The organism is Agrobacterium leguminum (assembly GCF_005144435.2).
In the GTDB taxonomy this organism is placed as follows: Bacteria; Pseudomonadota; Alphaproteobacteria; order Rhizobiales; family Rhizobiaceae; genus Agrobacterium; species Agrobacterium leguminum.
The window spans coordinates 2253262-2269453 of the sequence record NZ_CP120211.1; the positions used below are offsets into that span (position 1 = coordinate 2253262).

Below are 16192 nucleotides of genomic sequence, written 5' to 3' on the forward strand. Positions count from 1 at the left end.
GGAGGTTATCCCGCCGGGATTATTCTGGGCGGCAATGATCAGGCGGGCAGGCTCGCGGGGCTTGCGGAGCAATATTGGGCGTTTTCGTAAAGCAACGGCCGTGTCGTCTCGCTGACATCGGCCGAGACAACCTGCCCGATGAAGACGGTATGGGTTCCGTAAGGCATGGCCGCGACCCGGCGGCAGGCGATGGCGGCATGGGCCGTGGGCAGATAGAGAACGCCATTGTCGTGGCGCTGCCATTGACCGTCGCGGAAACGCTCTTCCGGCGACACCTTGCCGCTGAAGGCATCCGACAGGGCAATCTGATCCTGCGTCAGCACATTGACGATGAAATCGGGCCGGCACAGCAGCAGTTCATGCAGCAGGGTGCGATTGTTCAGGCAAACCAGCAGGGACGGCGGCTCCATCGAAACCGAAGTGACGGCCGTGACCGTCATGCCGTGATCGCGCTGATCACCCGAAGCACAGGCCGTGATAACCGTCACAGTCGCCGGGAAACGACGCATCGTTGAACGGAAATTCTGACCGACGCCTTCAGGCGCAAGGCTGCTCAGGCCAAACAATGCTGATGTCATGAGATCCTCCCAAATCCTGCATTCTTATTTATTTGCATTTGCAACATTTGTCAACGCAAATGTTTTTCGTCATTTTTTGTGAAAGGCAGAACGCCGCATTCCCCTGTCTTATGGGGCGAAGCTATTGAAACGGATGGATTGTGCCGGTACAGCCGATAGGCGCACATCAGCATCTGCGCAGATGGTTCTCAAACGGGGATTTGCTCGTGTCCTATCAATTCACCGATTCGGTACCCTACCTGCTCAACTGGGTGGGCGTTCGGCTTGGCGAGCGCTTTTCCGTAAGACTGGCCTCCTATGACATCACCCTGCCGATGTATCGCGTACTGGCGACGCTGCGGCAGCAGGAGAGCAAGACGCTGACCGAGCTTTCGGACATGGTATCGGTGGAGATTTCCACGCTGTCTAGGCTTGTGGGGCTAATGGTCCGGCGTAACCTCGTCAGCCGCGAACGGCCGCTCGACAATGCGCGCATCGTGCGCATCACCCTAACCCCGAAGGGCGAGGAACTGGCCGATGAACTCATGCCCATCGCCGCCATGTTCGAAAAAACCGCGATCGAAGGCCTCGACCCGGCCGAAGTAAAACTCTTCAAAAGCATCCTGCGCCATATCGGCCGCAACATTGCCGGCCTCTAAACGGCCCACATTCGAAAAATGCGGGCCGTTATGATCGGCAGAGGTTTCCGCCTATTCGGGATTTGAGAGTTTCTTGCCCGCATCAGAGCCGGACCGCAGCGTATAAATCGCCTCCAGGTGGATAAGCACGGCGCATTTCGGCTCTTTCATCCCCGCCTTGCCGGCGAAACCCAGGGCATTCTGAAACGGAGCCCCGTCGGTGAAAATCTCCGGCCGGCCGACGAAGCGATATCCGTCGAGCGCTTCCCGGTCTATGACCGCGACGGCGATCTTCGAGCCGTCACGGATGTTCTGCAGCGTTTGACCGCCGGTATTCTCATTGTAGATCAGCGTCCTGTCGTCATAGACCCTGAGCGAGCGCTTCGGCCCGATATCCGGCAAGCCGTCCTTGCTGACCGTCGACTGGATCGGCAGCTGTTTGGCGAGAAAAGATTTCATCGTATCGTCTAGCGTATTCACGTTGCATTATCCTGATGTGTTTGAGAGTGGGCTTTCATCGTCATGACGGAATGATCGGGCAATGCGGGCAATCGTCGCCCGCCTGCTCCGCATGGCGGGCCGCACGGAAGACGGCAAAGGCCGTGCCATATGCTTCCTGAACCGCACGGTCGATCACCCCGTCGTCACGCCCCCGCGACCGGAGATGATGTGCAAGGGCTGCGAGAGCCTGTTTGAGGTGCTGCACGCAGGCGACCCGCATCGCCATCGGCGAGGAAGATGACCGGGCGGCCTCAAGAAGCCGCTCGTAAGCTCTCCGGTAAAGCCCCTCCGCCTCCTGGTGGTTGCCCTCACCATTCTCCAGTTCCGCAAGATTATGGCACGAGACGTTGTAGATGACCGGCGCTGGATAGTGGCAGGGCTTTTCGAGGGCGGCGGTAAACAGCCGCTCCCCTTCCGCCAGCGCATCGCCATAAATGCCGCGCGCAAGCGAAATTTCCCCTTGCGAATAGGCCATATTGGCCCGTTCGGTCAGCCTCTTCCAATATCGGTCGCCGCCATCGATGACGACGAAGTCTCGCGAACGAGATGCGGCAAAGACTTGCGTGCCGCCTGGGGTTGAAACCTGTTTCATGCTCGACCCTCGCTTATGCGGCCTTCAGGACGTCGTCGCCCTTCTGCCAGTTGCATGGGCACAATTGGTCGGTCTGAAGCGCATCGAGCACCCTTAGCACTTCTTGCGGATTGCGCCCGACGCCGAGATCGTTGACCGTGACGAAGCGAATGATGCCTTCAGGATCGATGATGAAGGTGGCGCGCAGCGCAACGCCTTCCACGGGATGCAGCACGCCGAAAGCCGCGCTCAACTCGCGCTTGATGTCCGATAGCATGGGGATTGGCAATTCTTTGAGATCCGCGTGGTTCTGCCGCCAGGCGAGGTGGACAAATTCACTATCGGTCGAGACACCGTAGACGACCGCATCGCGATCTGCGAATTCCGGATTGAGCTTGCCGAAAGCCCCGATTTCGGTCGGGCAGACGAATGTGAAGTCCTTTGGCCAGAAGAAGATGACCTTCCACTTGCCGGCGCTGCTCGTGTCGCTGATGCGCATAAAAGCATTGGCCGGATCAGTGGAGATAACCGCCTGGAGGTCGAATGCGGGCAGTCTTGCACCAATGGTAAGCATTTGGATTTCCTTTCATTGCCGTTTGCCGGACGAGACAAGGCGGCTCATTCCGCCTCCATCCGGAAAGGCGGGCCGCAATTTCCAAAATCTGTGACGGCTTTCACAAAGCGGACGCCGACTGCGCCGCTATAGGGCGATGAACGGGTTTGAATGCGCGCCCGGCGCACAGGCGCGGGCGGCTCTCCAGAAGGTCGTCATTTCAGGTTTCCATCCCTCAATCCCCGGCGTTCAGGCTCATCGCGACATGCGGAACCGTACCCTCGAGGAGCCTGTTTCTCCGGCTCCAGACGCACAAGACGAAGCAGAATATCCACCTTGTCGATGACATATCCTTCCGGCGGTTCGGGCAGCATTCCCAGACTGATCCGGCCGGCGGGAATATCGATGATCCGATCCTCCGCCTCGACATAGAAATGCTGGTGATTGGCGGTATCGGTATCGAAATAGGTCCGGCCGCCCTCGATACAGACCCTACGGACGAAACCCGCCTCGGCAAACTGGTTAAGCGTATTATAGACCGTCGCCAGCGACAGCCGCGTTCCTGTCGCAATGGTCTCACGATGCAGATCGTCGGCCGTGAAATGCCTGTGCTCTTCCCGGAAAATAAGCCCGCCAAGCACGATTCGCTGACGGGTTGGACGCAGGCCGACCCGTTTCAGCGCTGCCCGCGTTCGCATCATCGCTTCCTCGGTGCGGAAGCGTTTGCGGGTTTCATCAGGAACAAAGAGCATCTGGACATCCGATCGAAAGGGATAAATTGCGGGAAGAAACTGCGATCCCGGCCGGATCATCCGCCTCCGCCGTGCAGATAAATCCATTCGCAGCGACACATTCGACATCGATCATCTGAACTCGCCCGGAAACCGAAATTGCAACTCATTCGCAACAACAGAATATGGGAAATAAAACCAGCGTCAATCCTTATTGCAAATGATTCTTAACTGCAGAAGATGAAAGATGGCTTCCTGTACGACGAAACCTCCCCTGTTTGAGGATGGCGGAATGGCCTGTCGACACATATCGGCCGCAACATCGCCGGCCTCAGATATCGGCAATTCGGGCATCGCCGCTTTCAGCGGATGCCACCCGCCTCACCCGCTTTTCCCGTGCAATGTACTTGCAATAACCGGTTCCTATCCCTGCGAAGGTCACCGCAGAAAGGAACTTCCATGTCCAACAGATCGTCCCTTGCAGTCCCGGCAGCAATCTTCCTTATCGCCGGCGCATCGATACTGCTCACGGCCTGCGCCTCGACTGTCATGAAAAGCTATATCGGCGCGCCCATCACCAGCGTGATGCTGGACTATGGGCCGCCGGACAATATCTACAGTCTGGGTCCCGGCCAGCAGGCCTATCAATGGCGGAAAAACAAGACGCAGGCTGTCGCCGGATCGTCGAGTGGCGAAGTGCGGACAACGCGGCGTGGCGAACGTTACGAAGTGTCCGAAACACCGGCCTATATCGAGCGCATCGATTGCTTCTATACCTTCTACACCCGCAATTCCGGGAGCGAATGGTATGTTACGAGCTTCCGGCAACCTTCGCTCGAATGCGAATGACCGTTACGGGTTTCAAATTTCAGCCCGGTTCCGCATGTGCCGCGCCCCGCCCTTTTTCACCGCCGCTTCCAGGCCGAAAGCGGCGGGGTTCTTTTGAAAATTCTCCCTGGAATCTATCATGGGAAGGGCCGATCAGAAGCGATAATTCAGGCCGGCCTTGATGACATGATCGCTGACATCGGTTTTCGATTTGCCGCTGGCGGTCGTCGTGGCCACATTTCCGGTGCTCACATAATTATATTCGAACTTCGCCGACAGGCCGCCGCCGAAACTCTGTTCGACGCCTGCGCCGACCAGATAGCCCTGTTTCCAGCCATCGGGACCCGTCACGCCGTTTCCGTCCTTGGACTTTGTCGTGGTCAGGCCGGCGGTGCCGTAAACCAGCGTCTGGTCGAGCGCCACGCCGGCCTTCATCTTGGCCGCACCGCGGAAACGCTCCCGCAAACGACCGTTCGGCACACGCGCCTCATTCCCGAGATAGGAACCTTCGAGTTCCGCACCGACCACGCCCGAACCGAACTGGAAGTTATAACCGGCCTGAACACCCCCCGTCAGACCGCGGCCGCTGGCCAATGGGTTGAATTTCGGGGAGGCGACGCCACCATGCACACCCACATAGGCCCCGCCCCAGGAGAAGGCCGGCGGACTGCCGTAATCGAAGGATTGCTGCGTATTGTAGTTGGTGAGATCGGCGGAATGGGCATTGCCCGCAACCGCGACGGCGATGGCCACGGCGACAAGCGATTTCTTGACGATCGACATAAATGACTCCAGACGAAACCGATGCGCCATCTTCTGGCGCAGCCAAGTTTCAGTTCGCGTTGAAGAACCGGAAACCGGCTCCCGTTAGTCTGCTGCGCCGGCCGACATGACATGCGGATGCGTTCAGCAGATAAGGGGATTTTCCCCGCGAGAATTGCGCCTGCATTGCATGGAACGAATTTTATTAGAAATTATTTATTTATTTAAATAAGTTAGATCTATTTTCTTAACCGAATCGTAAGAAATTTCATTATCGCAGCGCGGTCGCAGCGCCTTTCGAAACTATCGGTCGAATTTCGAGCCGGACACAAAAGCCGGGATTGAGATCGACAAACAGAACACGGCCGCAATGAAGCTCCGCCGCCTTCTGGACCAGATTTAACCCAAGGCCGGCTCCGGGCGAGTTCGTGTTGATGCGGTGAAACGGCTCGAATACCTGCGCGCGCTCCGGGACAGGTATGCCCGGCCCTTCATCGTAGACCTCGATGGCTCCCGCCGGATCGACCCGGATCGTAATTGCGCCCTTGCCGCCGGCATGGTCTATCGCGTTGCGCACGAGATTGACGACCGCCATCTCGATAATCGACGTCTGCACCGTGAAGACGACTTCGCCCTCGCCGGGCTCGAAATCGAACTCGTAACCGGCATCCATCGCAATCGGGGCGAGATCGGTCGCGATGCGCTCGACAAGCTTGTTGAGATCGCGCGGCTCCGCCGGCAGTTTCACCGCACCTACCGCCTGCATCTCCAGTAGTTGATGCGCGACGCGGGTCAAGCGGTCGATATCGGCCCTGATCTGACGGCTCAGCGCATCATCGGGCAAGAGGTCGGCTCTGGTGCGTACGATTGCGATCGGTGTTCTCAGCTCATGCGCCGCATCGGCGAGAAAGCGGTTGCGGCGATTATACCCGTCATCGAGCCTCGACAGCGCGACGTTGAAGGCATCCACCAGCGGGATGATTTCAAGGGGAACTTTCGAACGGTCGATACGCTCGGACCGGTTCTCGAAATCGATGGATTGCGCCTGCTTCACGGTTTCCATCAGCCCGCTCAGGGAACGGCCGACCGCCCGCGGGGTCACGAGCAGTGTCGCGATGCCCGTCAGGATCAGCATGGGCACGACGGCGATGAGGATGATGAAACCCAGCGCCGGCAGCACGGTCAGCCAGCGGATGGCGCCCTCGGCATCCTTTTCCAGATCCAGCTGAACATTGATCCAGATGCTAAGCCCGTCATTGGGAATTCCTTCCTCCGTCCCGGCGATGAACTGAAGCCGCCCGGCGGCTGTATCGCGGTTTTCAACGGTGGCGCGGAGCGTTCCGGCCGCCTCCAGACGCGCACGGTCAAAACTCCGGGGAAATACGGCCGACAGGGCAGGCTCCGGGACCGCGCCATATTGCAATACGATGTCATTGGCGTCGCGCACCACAAACCAGAGATTCGGATAGCGCCGTTTCAACTCCGCCAGCTCCGGCGTCGCCGAAAGTTGCGGCCTGCCCTGTCCGTCCTTCGTCACGCTCTCCGCAACGATACGGGCAGCCTCTTCATTCGCACCTTCGAGCCGTGGATCGATGATCCATATCCAGCCGATGAGAAGGATGACGAAAAGGACGAGCAGGAACGCCTGCAATGCGAAAAGGCGCTTCATCAGCCCCCATCGCAGGGATCGATTGCGCTCCTGTCTCATGTCTTCAGCCGGATGAGATAACCGATATTCCGCACGGCCCTTATCTCCACCGTGGCTTCAGCCTGCGCCAGCTTCTTCCTGATCCGGGAAATATGCGCATCGAGAGCGTTGGACTCGATCTCGTCATCGAGCGTATAGACCGCCTCGATCAGGTTCGACCGCGTGACGATGCGGTTCGGACGCCGCATCAGCGCCTCCAGCACCAGATATTCCCGACGCCGCAACTCCATGATGGAGCCGGCAATGCTGACTTCATTGCTACGCGGATCGATGCTCAGATTTCCGAAATGCGCATATTTGTCGGAAAGAGAAGGGCCGCGTCTGTGGAGAGCCCTGAGGCGGGCGAGCAGTTCCTCGATTGCAAAGGGCTTGGCAAGATAATCATCCGCTCCGGCATCCAGCCCGTCGACACGGTGATCGACACTTCCAAGCGCTGTCAGGACAAGGATAGGCACGGAATGCCTGCTCCGGCGAAGCGAAGCCACCAGGTTCAGCCCCTCGCCATCGGGAAGACGGCGATCCAGAACCAGCACGTCATAAGACCCGTCCCGCGCAAGGGCGTCAGCATCGCTGATGGTGCTGACATGATCGGCAAGAACATCGCGCCGGCGCAGGGCTTCAAGAAGCGCGCGCGCCATTTCGGGTTCATCCTCAAGAAGCAAGATTCGCAATGACTTCCCCCGGAGATGGATTCTTGCCATCCCCACCACTGGTCGAAAAATGTTGCAGCTACATTGCAGGAGGGCGGGCAGACAATTCGTCTTCTACCACCTTACAGCACATAATCCGACGGCATTGCGTGCGTTTTCGCGCTGACGTCACTCCGGAAATCTCACGGTTGCGCCGTTGCAGGCCTGTACCCGTGTCTGGCATAAAACCGGTCAAGCTCACGCTGCTGCGGCATCTCACCGGTATAGATGGCGATATAGTCCGGAATCCTCTGCATCCGCACCGCCACATCCTCCTCAGACTGCATGGAAATGTAGCCGATCTGCACGAGATAGGTGGTCCGGGCACGCACATCCGCCGTGTTTTCATTGTGGCCGAACCGCACGAACATGCGTGCAAGCGCCGCCATTCTCATCTCGTCGGCCTTGCGAACCTCCGCAAGAATCTCATCGGACTGAAGGCCCCAGCTTCGAACAGCGAATTCAAATCTGCTGTCGAAAAGGGAGGGATCCAGCCAGCAGTCGAAAATATTGAGCATGGCTTCGGCCAGCGTCTCGGCATAGGCCTCCGACTGCCGGACGATGCTTCCGGTATTTTTTTCCCGCCAGCGGGTGACAAGCGCGGCCAGCAATTCCTCCCGGTCCTTGAAGAACCAGTAGAAGCTTGTGCGCGACAGATTGAGCTTTTTCGCCAGAGGCAGGATTTTGACGGAATCCACGCCCGATTCCAGCAAAGCCTGATAGGCGGCCTCAAGCCACCCCTCCTGCGATCCACGCCAGCCGGTGTCGTTCAATGTCGCTTCCATGACGCGTTCGTAGCAAATCGGTCTCTTCGCGACAAGCGGGATGTACACCCATGTCAAAAGGAAAGACAATTGTGTTTTGTAAATTGACACAAGTGTACATTCCTGCTTAGCCTTGGGATAGAAACCCTTTTGGAGCAGGCTATGTCGAGCGATCCCCTTCTTCAGCCCTACCAGCTAAAACACCTCACACTGCGCAACCGCATCATCGTCACCTCGCACGAACCCGCCTATCCCGAGGATGGCATGCCGAAGGGACGTTATCGCGCCTACACGGTGGAGCGGGCGAAGGGCGGCGTCGCGCTCACAATGACGGCCGGTTCCGCCGCTGTCTCCAGGGACAGCCCGCCCGTCTTCAACAACCTGCTCGCCTACAAGGATGAAATCGTCCCGTGGATCCGGGAAATGACCGACGCCGTGCATGAAGAGGGCGCGGCGATCATGATCCAGCTGACGCATCTCGGCCGCCGCACCCGCTGGGACAAGGGCGACTGGCTGCCGATCCTTGCGCCGTCACATCACCGCGAAGCGGCGCATCGGGCTTTTCCGAAGAAGATCGAGGACTGGGATATCGAGCGTATCATCAAGGACTTCGCCGACGCCGCCGAACGCATGAAGGCGGGCGGAATGGACGGGGTGGAGCTGGAAGCCTATGGCCATCTCATCGACCAGTTCGTCTCACCGCTGACCAACGAACTGGACGGCCCTTATGGCGGCCCGCTCGAAAACCGCATGCGCTTCTGTCTCGACGTTTTCAGGGCGATGCGCGAACGCGTGGGCGACGATTTCATTCTCGGCGTTCGCTATACCGCCGACGAATGTCTCGAGGGCGGCACCGGACAGGCAGAGGGCATCGAAATCGCCAGACGCCTGAAGGACAGCGGCCTGATCGATTATCTCAATGTCATCAGGGGCCATATCGACACCGACCCGGGCCTGACCGACGTTATCCCCATTCAGGGCATGGCCAATGCACCGCATCTCGATTTCGCCGGTGAAATCCGCGCCGCGACCAGTTTTCCGACATTCCACGCCGCCAAGATCCCCGATGTCGCCACCGCCCGCCACGCTATCGCCGCCGGCAAGGTGGACATGGTGGGCATGACCCGCGCCCACATGACCGATCCGCATATCGTGCGCAAGATCATCGAAAAACGCGAGGACGATATTCGCCCCTGCGTGGGCGCCAATTATTGTCTAGACCGCATCTATCAGGGCGGTCTCGCCTTCTGCATTCACAATGCGGCAACGGGCCGTGAGGAAGCCATGCCGCACGAGATACCCAAAGCGGCGGAACGCCGGAAGGTGGTGATCGTCGGCACCGGACCGGCCGGGCTCGAGGCCGCGCGTGTCTGTGCCGAACGCGGCCATGAGGTCGTCGTGTTCGAGGCCGCCAACAATCCCGGCGGCCAGATCCGGCTAACGGCGCAAAGCGAACGCCGCCGGGAGATGATCAGCATCATCGACTGGCGCATGAGCCAGTGCGAGAGGCTGGGCGTCACCTTTCATTTCAACAACTGGGCCGAAGCGGACACAGTTCTTTCGGAAAACCCTGACGTCGTCATCATCGCCACCGGCGGATTGCCGCACACCGAAGTGCTTTCGAGGGGCAACGATCTCGTCGTCTCGGCATGGGATATCATTTCAGGAGACGTCAAGCCGGGAACGAATGTGCTGGTTTTCGACGATGCCGGCGATCATGCCGGTCTACAGGCCGCCGAATTCCTCGCAAAAGCCGGGGCGAAAGTGGAGATCATGACGCCTGACCGCGCCTTCGCCCCGGAAGTCATGGCGATGAACCTCGTTCCCTATATGCGCTCGCTGCAGAAACGCGACGTCACCTTCACCGTTACCTACCGGCTGGAAGCGGCGGAAAGAAACGGCAACCAGCTTGTCGCCCATGTCGGCAGCGATTATGGCGGCGTGACGAAATCGAGAACCGTCGACCAGATCGTCGTCAACCACGGCACCATCCCGCTGGATGACCTTTATTTCGAACTCAAAGCCGGTTCGAAGAATCTCGGGGAAATCTCCTACGACGCCCTGCTTGCGGGAGCCGCCCAAGCGGTCGAGCGCAACCCGGAAGGCGCCTACCGGCTCTTCCGGATCGGCGATGCGGTCGCCGCGCGCAATACCCATGCGGCGATCTACGATGCGCTTCGTCTGGCAAAGGATATTTGAGACCCGCCTTCCCGACAGACGGAGGCAGACCAAAACTGCCTCTGTCGCGACAGGAATGCGGGATCGGCGGCGGCTTCAAGCCTGAATCAAGGCAATGCCCCGGTTCTTGAACCCCAGCGTCACATCGCTCGCCGCCGGCAGGCTGGTCTCCACGGCATGGTCGACAATGAAAAGGGTACCGATATCGGTTTCCACCTCATATTCAACGTGACCCCCGAGATAGGCGCTGTGCAGCACCCGGCCGGCAAGCCCCTGCCCGCCCGGTTGTCCGATGGAAATCGAGCCGGGGCGGACCGCAAGCTCTGCGGGACCCGGCCGGGCGTTGCGGGCCGCGACCCGATGATCGATCCCCCCGACGCGGATCAGCGCATCGGCGCCCTCAACGCCGATGACCTCGCAACCGACGACATTCGCCTCGCCCATGAAATCGGCGATGAAGGCGGAGGCCGGAGCTTCGTAGAGATCGCGTGGCGCACCAGACTGGGCGATTTCGCCATCCTTCATCACGATGATCCGGTCGGAAACGGCCAGCGCCTCATCCTGATCATGCGTCACGTAAACCGCCGTGAAACCCAGCCGCTGCTGCAATTCGCGGATTTCGGTGCGGACCCGGCGGCGAAGGCGGGCATCGAGGTTGGAAAGCGGCTCGTCCAGCAGCAGCACCTGCGGCTCAAGCACCAACGCGCGGGCGACCGCGACGCGCTGCTGCTGACCGCCGGAAAGTTCGGCAGGCAGGCGATGGCCCATGCCGGCAAGGCCGACGAGCTTCAGCCCCTCTTCCGCTTTCTCCCGCGCTTCCGCCTTGCGCAGCCCGGAGGATTGCAGGCCATAGGCGACATTGTCGACCGCCGTCATATGCGGGAAAAGCGCATAGGACTGGAAGACCATCGAGACGTCCCGCTCATTGGCCGGCAGCATGGTCACATCCTTGTCGCCGATGAGGATGCGGCCCGAGGTCGGATGCTCGAGGCCCGCCAGCATGCGCAGCGTCGTCGTCTTGCCGCAGCCGGAGGGACCGAGCAGGGTGACCAGCGTGCCGGGCTCGATGGTGAGCGACAGGTCGGGAATGGCGGTGAAGGCGCCGAAGGTCTTGCGGACATTCTGAAAGGTGACGGAGCCGGGTTTTACGGAAATCATGCGGTTTTCTCCTGAGCGAGAGGAACGGAGGAAGCGGAGGGCAGGCCGGCGACGCGGTTTTCGCGCCGCAGGCGACGCTCGCCGACAATGAGCTGGAAGCCTGTGATGACGGTGATCATCACCACGATCAGCATGGAGGAATAGGCAATCGCCACCCCATATTCGCCGTTCTCGACAAGGCCGACGATATAGGAGGTCGCCATGTTGTATTCGGCGCTGACGAGGAAGATGACGGCGCTGATGGAGGTGATGGCGCGCACGAAGGAATAGGCCAGTGCGGCCGTGATCGCGGGCCTCAAGAGCGGCAGGATGACCTTGCGGATGGTGCGGAAACTATTGGCCCGCAGCGTCAGCGAGGCCTCATCAAGGCTCTTGTCGAGCTGGCTCATCGCCGCGATGCCGCCGCGAACGCCGACCGGCATGTTGCGGAACACGAAGCAGGCGATCAGGATCAGCGCCGAACCCGTCATTTCCACCGGCGGCAGGTTGAAGGCCATGATATAGCTGACGCCGATGACCGTGCCGGGAATAGCAAAGCTCATCATCAGCGCGAATTCGAACAGGTTCCGCCCGGCGAATTTCTGCCGCACGATGATGTAGGCGGTCAAAAGACCGACGGCGGCGGTCAGCGGTGCCGAAACCAGTGCGATCTTCATGGTCGTCCAGAACGAGTTCCAGGCCACGCCGGTCCAGGCAATCGAGCCATTGGAGAAGCTGATGGAAAAGGCGCGGACGTAGTGGTCTAGGGTCAGGGAATTGTCGAGACCCCATGTCTTCACGAAACCGCCCACAAGGATCATGCCATAAACGACGATGGTGAAGACCATCCACGGCACCACGACGGCGTGAACGCCGATGGACAGGCCGCGCGGCAGGGCGATATGCGCGCCGCTGTCGCCCTTGCCCGTCACCGTCGCAAAATTCTTGCCCGCCAGCCAGAAACGCTGGGCAAGGAAGGCCGAAAGCGTGAAGCACAGCAGGATGATCGCCAGAACTGCGGCGCGCGACGGATCGTTCTGCGAACCGACGACGGCGAAGAAGATTTCCGTCGACAGCACGCCATGCGTGCCGCCAAGCACCAGCGGATTGCCGAAATCCGCCATGCTCTCGATGAAACCGATCAGGAAGGCATTGGCGAGACCGGGCTTCATCAGCGGCAGCGATACCCGCCAGAAGGTGCGCCAGCGGTCGGCGCGCAGCGTCTGCGAGGCCTCTTCCATCGACGGGCTGACGCCTTCGACCACGCCGATCAGCACCAGAAACGAAATGGGCGTGAAGGAAAGGACCTGCGCGATCCAGATGCCGGTCATGCCGTAAAGCCAGCGGCCCGGCTCGATGCCGAAGAGATAGGAAAGCCACTCGGTGACGACACCGGCGCGGCCGAAAAGCAGCGTCAGGGCAAGGCCGATGACGAAAGGCGGTGTGATGATCGGCAGAACCGTCAGAAGCCGCAGGCCCTTCTTGAAGGGAAAGCGCGTGCGGGTGGCGATCAGCGCAAAGCCAAGACCGAGCACGGTCGAACCAAAGGCCGTCATCAGCGCCAGAAACAGCGTCCGCCAGGCAACGCCGCAACGCTCTTCGCCGGCCACGCAGCCAAGGCTCCAGATGCCGGGATCCTGAATATTGCGGATGAAGCCATCGGCATTGAAGGAGCCGTCGAAATCCTGAACGGAGGCGACCAGCATGCTACCGATCGGATAAAAGACAAAAACCGTGACGAGGAAAACCAGAACGGAAATGGCGCCGACGACGAAGGCGTCGCCTTTCATGACGCCGCGCTCGGCAAGGCCGAAGGCAAAAAGCAGCACGAAGACGAACGACATGACGACGGCACCGGCACCCATGGAGGGTTGGCCATCGGCAAGCATGCCAAAGAGGTTTTCGCTCACCGTCCAGCTCCAACCGGTAAAGCCGATGGCCAGCCCCTGCAAGGCGAGGAAAACGAGCCCGGCAGCGCCGATGACGGTAAGCAGCCCGCCGCGCCGCATCGGATCACGGATGGACCGGACAAGACACGCGGCGAGGAAAAAGATAGCGACGCCGACCAGCCATGGTTTTCCATAGGACAATATTTGCAGCACACCGGGCGCATTGCTGGCGGAAGAGAAAAATCCGGAAAGCCAGCGGAAGCTGAAAAAGCCGCCTTCGATGCGATACCAGGGAAGAAGAATGAGGGCAAAAGCCCCGAGCGCCAGGACGATGTCCAGCCTGCGATTGCCACGTGTCATGGCCGACCTCGCTTGTTTCATGCCGATGAAAGAGTGGCGGACAACCCGGCTTAAAAAGCCGGGATGCCTGTCGCCGGAGTTAAGATCAGCGGTTCAGATCAGTTCGCGACCGCACCGACCTCGCGGTCCCAGCGTTCCAGCAGCGCCTTGCGCTTGGCCGGGTCGCCATAGGTCTTGAAGTCATAGTCGATCAGCTTGATGTCCTCGAACTTCGGCGCTTCCTTCGGCACTTCCGCCGTCTTGTTGGAAGGAAGCTGGAAGGACTTGGCGTCCTTCATGCGCGACTGGACTTCCGGCTTCAGCGCCCAGTCGTACCAGGTCTTCGCATTGTCGAGGTTGCGCGCACCCTTGATGATCGACATGGAGCCGATTTCATAACCTGTGCCTTCGCAGGGCGCGATGGACTTGACGGGGAAGCCTTCCGCCGTCTGCGCCACCGCATCATGCATGAAGACGATGCCGAGCGCCGTTTCGCCGCGCGCCGCCGCCTTGACCGGTGCCGAGCCGGACTTGGTATATTGCGAAATATTGGCGTTGAGCTTCTTCAGATAATCAATCGCCTGATCCTCGCCCATGATCTGCACGAGCGACGCGAGCGCCGTATAGGCGGTGCCGGACGAATTCGGATTGGCGATCTGAATTTCGCCCTTCAGTTCCGGCGCCAGCAGGTCGGCCCAGCATTTCGGCTCCTTGTAACCCTTGGACTTGAAGATTTCGATGTTGTAGCCCCAGCCCAGCGCGCCGGCATAAACACCGACAGTCCTGTAGCCGGTGCTTTCCGCCTGTTTCACGGCCCAGTCCTGCAATTGGTCCAGCATCGGCGACTTGTATTCGAGCGTCAGGTTCTCGGACGCCGCCTGCATGTGCGGATCGCCGGTGCCGGCCCACCAGATGTCGGTCTTCGGGTTGCGGGCTTCCGCGCGCACCTTGGCATAGGTCTCGCCCGAAGACAGGCGCACCATATTGACCTTGATGTCGTGTGACTTTTCAAAATCGCCCTTCATCTGTTCGCAGATGACGACATCGGCCGAGCAGATCAGGTTCAGTTCGCCCGCCGCCTGCGCGGAAACGGCGCTGAGTGCCGTGCCGGCAAAAAGCAGGGTGGAAAGTATCGTCAGTCGCATGGTTATCCTCCTGTAGCTTGCGTCTGAATTCTTGGGCCGCGCGCAGACATGGCGCTGCCGTTCGCGGCACCTTGCGGCGCGCGCGCTGTCTTTTTGAGGTGTTGTTTTTTGGCCCTACTGGGTCTGGGTCGGGTGGATTTCGCTGTCGAAGCGGCTCAATAACCGACTTCGCTCTTCCGGCTGTCCGAAGGTGGCGAAGTCGTAATCCACCATCTTGATCATCGATATATCAGGTGCGGTCAGCGGCAATGTCGCCCGGGCGTTGGAAGGCACCTGGTTCTGGCCGGCCGCGGCCCCGGTCGCCTGCCCTTCCGGGCTCAGCGCAAATTCCACGAAATCCTGCGCAAGGGCCGCATTGCGATTGCCCTTGACGATGCTGACAGCCCCGATTTCATAACCGGTGCCCTCGCACGGCGCGACGATGACCAGCGGAAAACCTTCGATCTTCTGGGTCACGGCATCATGCATGAAGGAAATCCCGATCATGATCTCGCCCCGCGCCGCCGCCTTCACCGGTGCAGCACCAACCTTGGTATAGCTCACGACGTTCTGGTTGAGCTTCGCCATGAACCCGAAAGCTTCCTCCTCGCCAAACAGCTGGACGAGAGTGGCAAGCATGGTGAAGGCCGTGCCTGAATAGTTCGGATTGCCGGTCAGGATATGGCCGCGATAGACATCCTTCGCCAGATCCTTCCAGCAGGTCGGCGCCGGCAGATTGTTCTTCGCAAGCAGTTCCGAATTATAGGCAAAACCCAGCGCACCGGCATAAATTCCCGCAGACCGCGATCCCGACATCACCGAGAAATTCTGCGCCCAGGGCAGCAAATCCTGCTGGTGGGCGGGCCGGTATTCATCCAGCAACCCTTCAGAACCCGCCTGCAAATGGGTGTCGCCAGTACCGCCCCACCAGACATCGACAGTGGGATGGGATCGTTCGGCACGAATCTTATCGAGAATTTCGCCGGTGCTCTTGCGCACCATCGAAATCTCGAGACCAGCCCTGGCTTCGAAAGCCCGCTGCATGGTCAAGCACCAGGCCTCGTCGACGCCGCAAAGGACGTTCAACTTCGGCTCGGCCATGCCATGCCCTGCGCCGCACAGCCATAGGGCCATGCTCGCCGCAAGTGCGGTCAATGCTTTCAATTAAGCCTCCCTGCCCGGAACCTCCCCGTTCCAGTCTCCACCTACAGCATGTCACATCC

At 59.8% G+C, this 16192-nt stretch carries 16 protein-coding genes; 3 read left to right on the forward strand and 13 right to left on the reverse strand.

Features of this window, described 5'->3' with window-relative positions:
• Window positions 1-38 precede the first annotated feature (38 nt).
• Window positions 39-578, reverse strand: coding sequence for an FADH(2)-dependent resorcinol hydroxylase reductase component (gene graD, locus CFBP4996_RS11020; protein WP_080850877.1), 540 nt, complete (start codon window positions 576-578; stop codon window positions 39-41).
• Window positions 579-784: 206 nt separating this feature from the next.
• Here graD and CFBP4996_RS11025 point away from each other — a divergent pair, with 206 nt between their 5' ends.
• Window positions 785-1216 carry a MarR family winged helix-turn-helix transcriptional regulator gene (locus CFBP4996_RS11025; RefSeq protein WP_004433168.1) on the forward strand — a complete coding sequence of 144 codons (432 nt, stop codon included), beginning with the start codon at window positions 785-787 and terminating at the stop codon, window positions 1214-1216.
• A gap of 51 nt (window positions 1217-1267) precedes the next feature.
• On the opposite strand, the gene CFBP4996_RS11030 is transcribed toward CFBP4996_RS11025, so the two are convergent.
• From CFBP4996_RS11030 to irrA, 4 genes are all read right to left on the reverse strand, one after another.
• Window positions 1268-1675 (reverse strand): pyridoxamine 5'-phosphate oxidase family protein, encoded by a 408-nt coding sequence (locus CFBP4996_RS11030; protein ID WP_080850875.1) that lies wholly within the window; start codon window positions 1673-1675, stop codon window positions 1268-1270.
• A gap of 40 nt (window positions 1676-1715) precedes the next feature.
• Entirely contained in the window at window positions 1716-2288 is a 573-nt protein-coding gene (locus tag CFBP4996_RS11035) for a DUF2753 family protein (RefSeq protein ID WP_080850874.1), read from the reverse strand.
• A 13-nt stretch (window positions 2289-2301) separates the two neighbouring features.
• Window positions 2302-2841 (reverse strand): peroxiredoxin, encoded by a 540-nt coding sequence (locus CFBP4996_RS11040; protein WP_080850872.1) that lies wholly within the window; start codon window positions 2839-2841, stop codon window positions 2302-2304.
• Between the two features lie 194 nt (window positions 2842-3035).
• On the reverse strand, window positions 3036-3518 hold the full coding sequence (gene irrA / locus CFBP4996_RS11045) for an iron response transcriptional regulator IrrA (protein WP_121490292.1): 483 nt from the start codon (window positions 3516-3518) through the stop codon (window positions 3036-3038).
• A 492-nt stretch (window positions 3519-4010) separates the two neighbouring features.
• On the opposite strand from irrA, the gene CFBP4996_RS11050 reads away from it, so the two are divergent.
• Window positions 4011-4400 (forward strand): hypothetical protein, encoded by a 390-nt coding sequence (locus CFBP4996_RS11050; protein ID WP_004433166.1) that lies wholly within the window; start codon window positions 4011-4013, stop codon window positions 4398-4400.
• 132 nt (window positions 4401-4532) lie between these two features.
• On the opposite strand, the gene CFBP4996_RS11055 is transcribed toward CFBP4996_RS11050, so the two are convergent.
• The 4 genes from CFBP4996_RS11055 to CFBP4996_RS11070 all read right to left on the reverse strand — a co-directional run bounded on the left by CFBP4996_RS11055 (window position 4533) and on the right by CFBP4996_RS11070 (window position 8323).
• Window positions 4533-5162, reverse strand: coding sequence for an outer membrane protein (locus tag CFBP4996_RS11055; protein WP_080850871.1), 630 nt, complete (start codon window positions 5160-5162; stop codon window positions 4533-4535).
• Between the two features lie 250 nt (window positions 5163-5412).
• Window positions 5413-6810, reverse strand: a complete 1398-nt coding sequence (locus tag CFBP4996_RS11060; RefSeq protein WP_170988571.1) for a sensor histidine kinase — start codon at window positions 6808-6810, stop codon at window positions 5413-5415.
• A 35-nt stretch (window positions 6811-6845) separates the two neighbouring features.
• Window positions 6846-7520: a response regulator transcription factor gene (locus CFBP4996_RS11065; protein ID WP_080850867.1), complete on the reverse strand. Its 675-nt coding sequence runs from the start codon at window positions 7518-7520 to the stop codon at window positions 6846-6848.
• A gap of 161 nt (window positions 7521-7681) precedes the next feature.
• Window positions 7682-8323 (reverse strand): TetR/AcrR family transcriptional regulator, encoded by a 642-nt coding sequence (locus tag CFBP4996_RS11070; RefSeq protein WP_162935812.1) that lies wholly within the window; start codon window positions 8321-8323, stop codon window positions 7682-7684.
• Window positions 8324-8464: 141 nt separating this feature from the next.
• Here CFBP4996_RS11070 and CFBP4996_RS11075 point away from each other — a divergent pair, with 141 nt between their 5' ends.
• The gene (locus CFBP4996_RS11075; protein WP_080850865.1) at window positions 8465-10501 is read left to right on the forward strand and encodes an NADH:flavin oxidoreductase; all 2037 of its coding nucleotides are present in this window, start codon (window positions 8465-8467) and stop codon (window positions 10499-10501) included.
• 75 nt (window positions 10502-10576) lie between these two features.
• Here CFBP4996_RS11075 and CFBP4996_RS11080 read toward each other — a convergent pair whose 3' ends face one another.
• The 4 genes from CFBP4996_RS11080 to CFBP4996_RS11095 all read right to left on the reverse strand — a co-directional run bounded on the left by CFBP4996_RS11080 (window position 10577) and on the right by CFBP4996_RS11095 (window position 16103).
• Window positions 10577-11638, reverse strand: coding sequence for an ABC transporter ATP-binding protein (locus CFBP4996_RS11080; RefSeq protein WP_080850863.1), 1062 nt, complete (start codon window positions 11636-11638; stop codon window positions 10577-10579).
• Entirely contained in the window at window positions 11635-13866 is a 2232-nt protein-coding gene (locus CFBP4996_RS11085; protein ID WP_080850862.1) for an ABC transporter permease, read from the reverse strand. The genes CFBP4996_RS11080 and CFBP4996_RS11085 overlap by 4 nt, the downstream gene beginning before the upstream one ends.
• A gap of 98 nt (window positions 13867-13964) precedes the next feature.
• Entirely contained in the window at window positions 13965-14990 is a 1026-nt protein-coding gene (locus tag CFBP4996_RS11090) for an ABC transporter substrate-binding protein (RefSeq protein ID WP_080850860.1), read from the reverse strand.
• A 114-nt stretch (window positions 14991-15104) separates the two neighbouring features.
• A complete protein-coding gene (locus CFBP4996_RS11095) occupies window positions 15105-16103 on the reverse strand; it encodes an ABC transporter substrate-binding protein (protein ID WP_080850858.1) in 999 nt (332 codons plus the stop codon).
• Window positions 16104-16192: the final 89 nt, after the last annotated feature.

Bases quoted from the DNA above. Each gene is read 5' to 3' on its own strand.
- graD (WP_080850877.1), bottom strand. From the start codon at position 578: ATGACATCAGCATTGTTTGGCCTGAGCAGCCTTGCGCCTGAAGGCGTC.
- CFBP4996_RS11035 (WP_080850874.1), bottom strand. From the start codon at position 2,288: ATGAAACAGGTTTCAACCCCAGGCGGCACGCAAGTCTTTGCCGCATCT.
- CFBP4996_RS11040 (WP_080850872.1), bottom strand. From the start codon at position 2,841: ATGCTTACCATTGGTGCAAGACTGCCCGCATTCGACCTCCAGGCGGTT.
- irrA (WP_121490292.1), bottom strand. From the start codon at position 3,518: ATGCGAACGCGGGCAGCGCTGAAACGGGTCGGCCTGCGTCCAACCCGT.
- CFBP4996_RS11050 (WP_004433166.1), top strand. From the start codon at position 4,011: ATGTCCAACAGATCGTCCCTTGCAGTCCCGGCAGCAATCTTCCTTATC.
- CFBP4996_RS11055 (WP_080850871.1), bottom strand. From the start codon at position 5,162: ATGTCGATCGTCAAGAAATCGCTTGTCGCCGTGGCCATCGCCGTCGCG.
- CFBP4996_RS11060 (WP_170988571.1), bottom strand. From the start codon at position 6,810: ATGAAGCGCCTTTTCGCATTGCAGGCGTTCCTGCTCGTCCTTTTCGTC.
- CFBP4996_RS11070 (WP_162935812.1), bottom strand. From the start codon at position 8,323: ATGGAAGCGACATTGAACGACACCGGCTGGCGTGGATCGCAGGAGGGG.
- CFBP4996_RS11075 (WP_080850865.1), top strand. From the start codon at position 8,465: ATGTCGAGCGATCCCCTTCTTCAGCCCTACCAGCTAAAACACCTCACA.
- CFBP4996_RS11080 (WP_080850863.1), bottom strand. From the start codon at position 11,638: ATGATTTCCGTAAAACCCGGCTCCGTCACCTTTCAGAATGTCCGCAAG.
- CFBP4996_RS11085 (WP_080850862.1), bottom strand. From the start codon at position 13,866: ATGACACGTGGCAATCGCAGGCTGGACATCGTCCTGGCGCTCGGGGCT.
- CFBP4996_RS11090 (WP_080850860.1), bottom strand. From the start codon at position 14,990: ATGCGACTGACGATACTTTCCACCCTGCTTTTTGCCGGCACGGCACTC.
- CFBP4996_RS11095 (WP_080850858.1), bottom strand. From the start codon at position 16,103: ATGGCCCTATGGCTGTGCGGCGCAGGGCATGGCATGGCCGAGCCGAAG.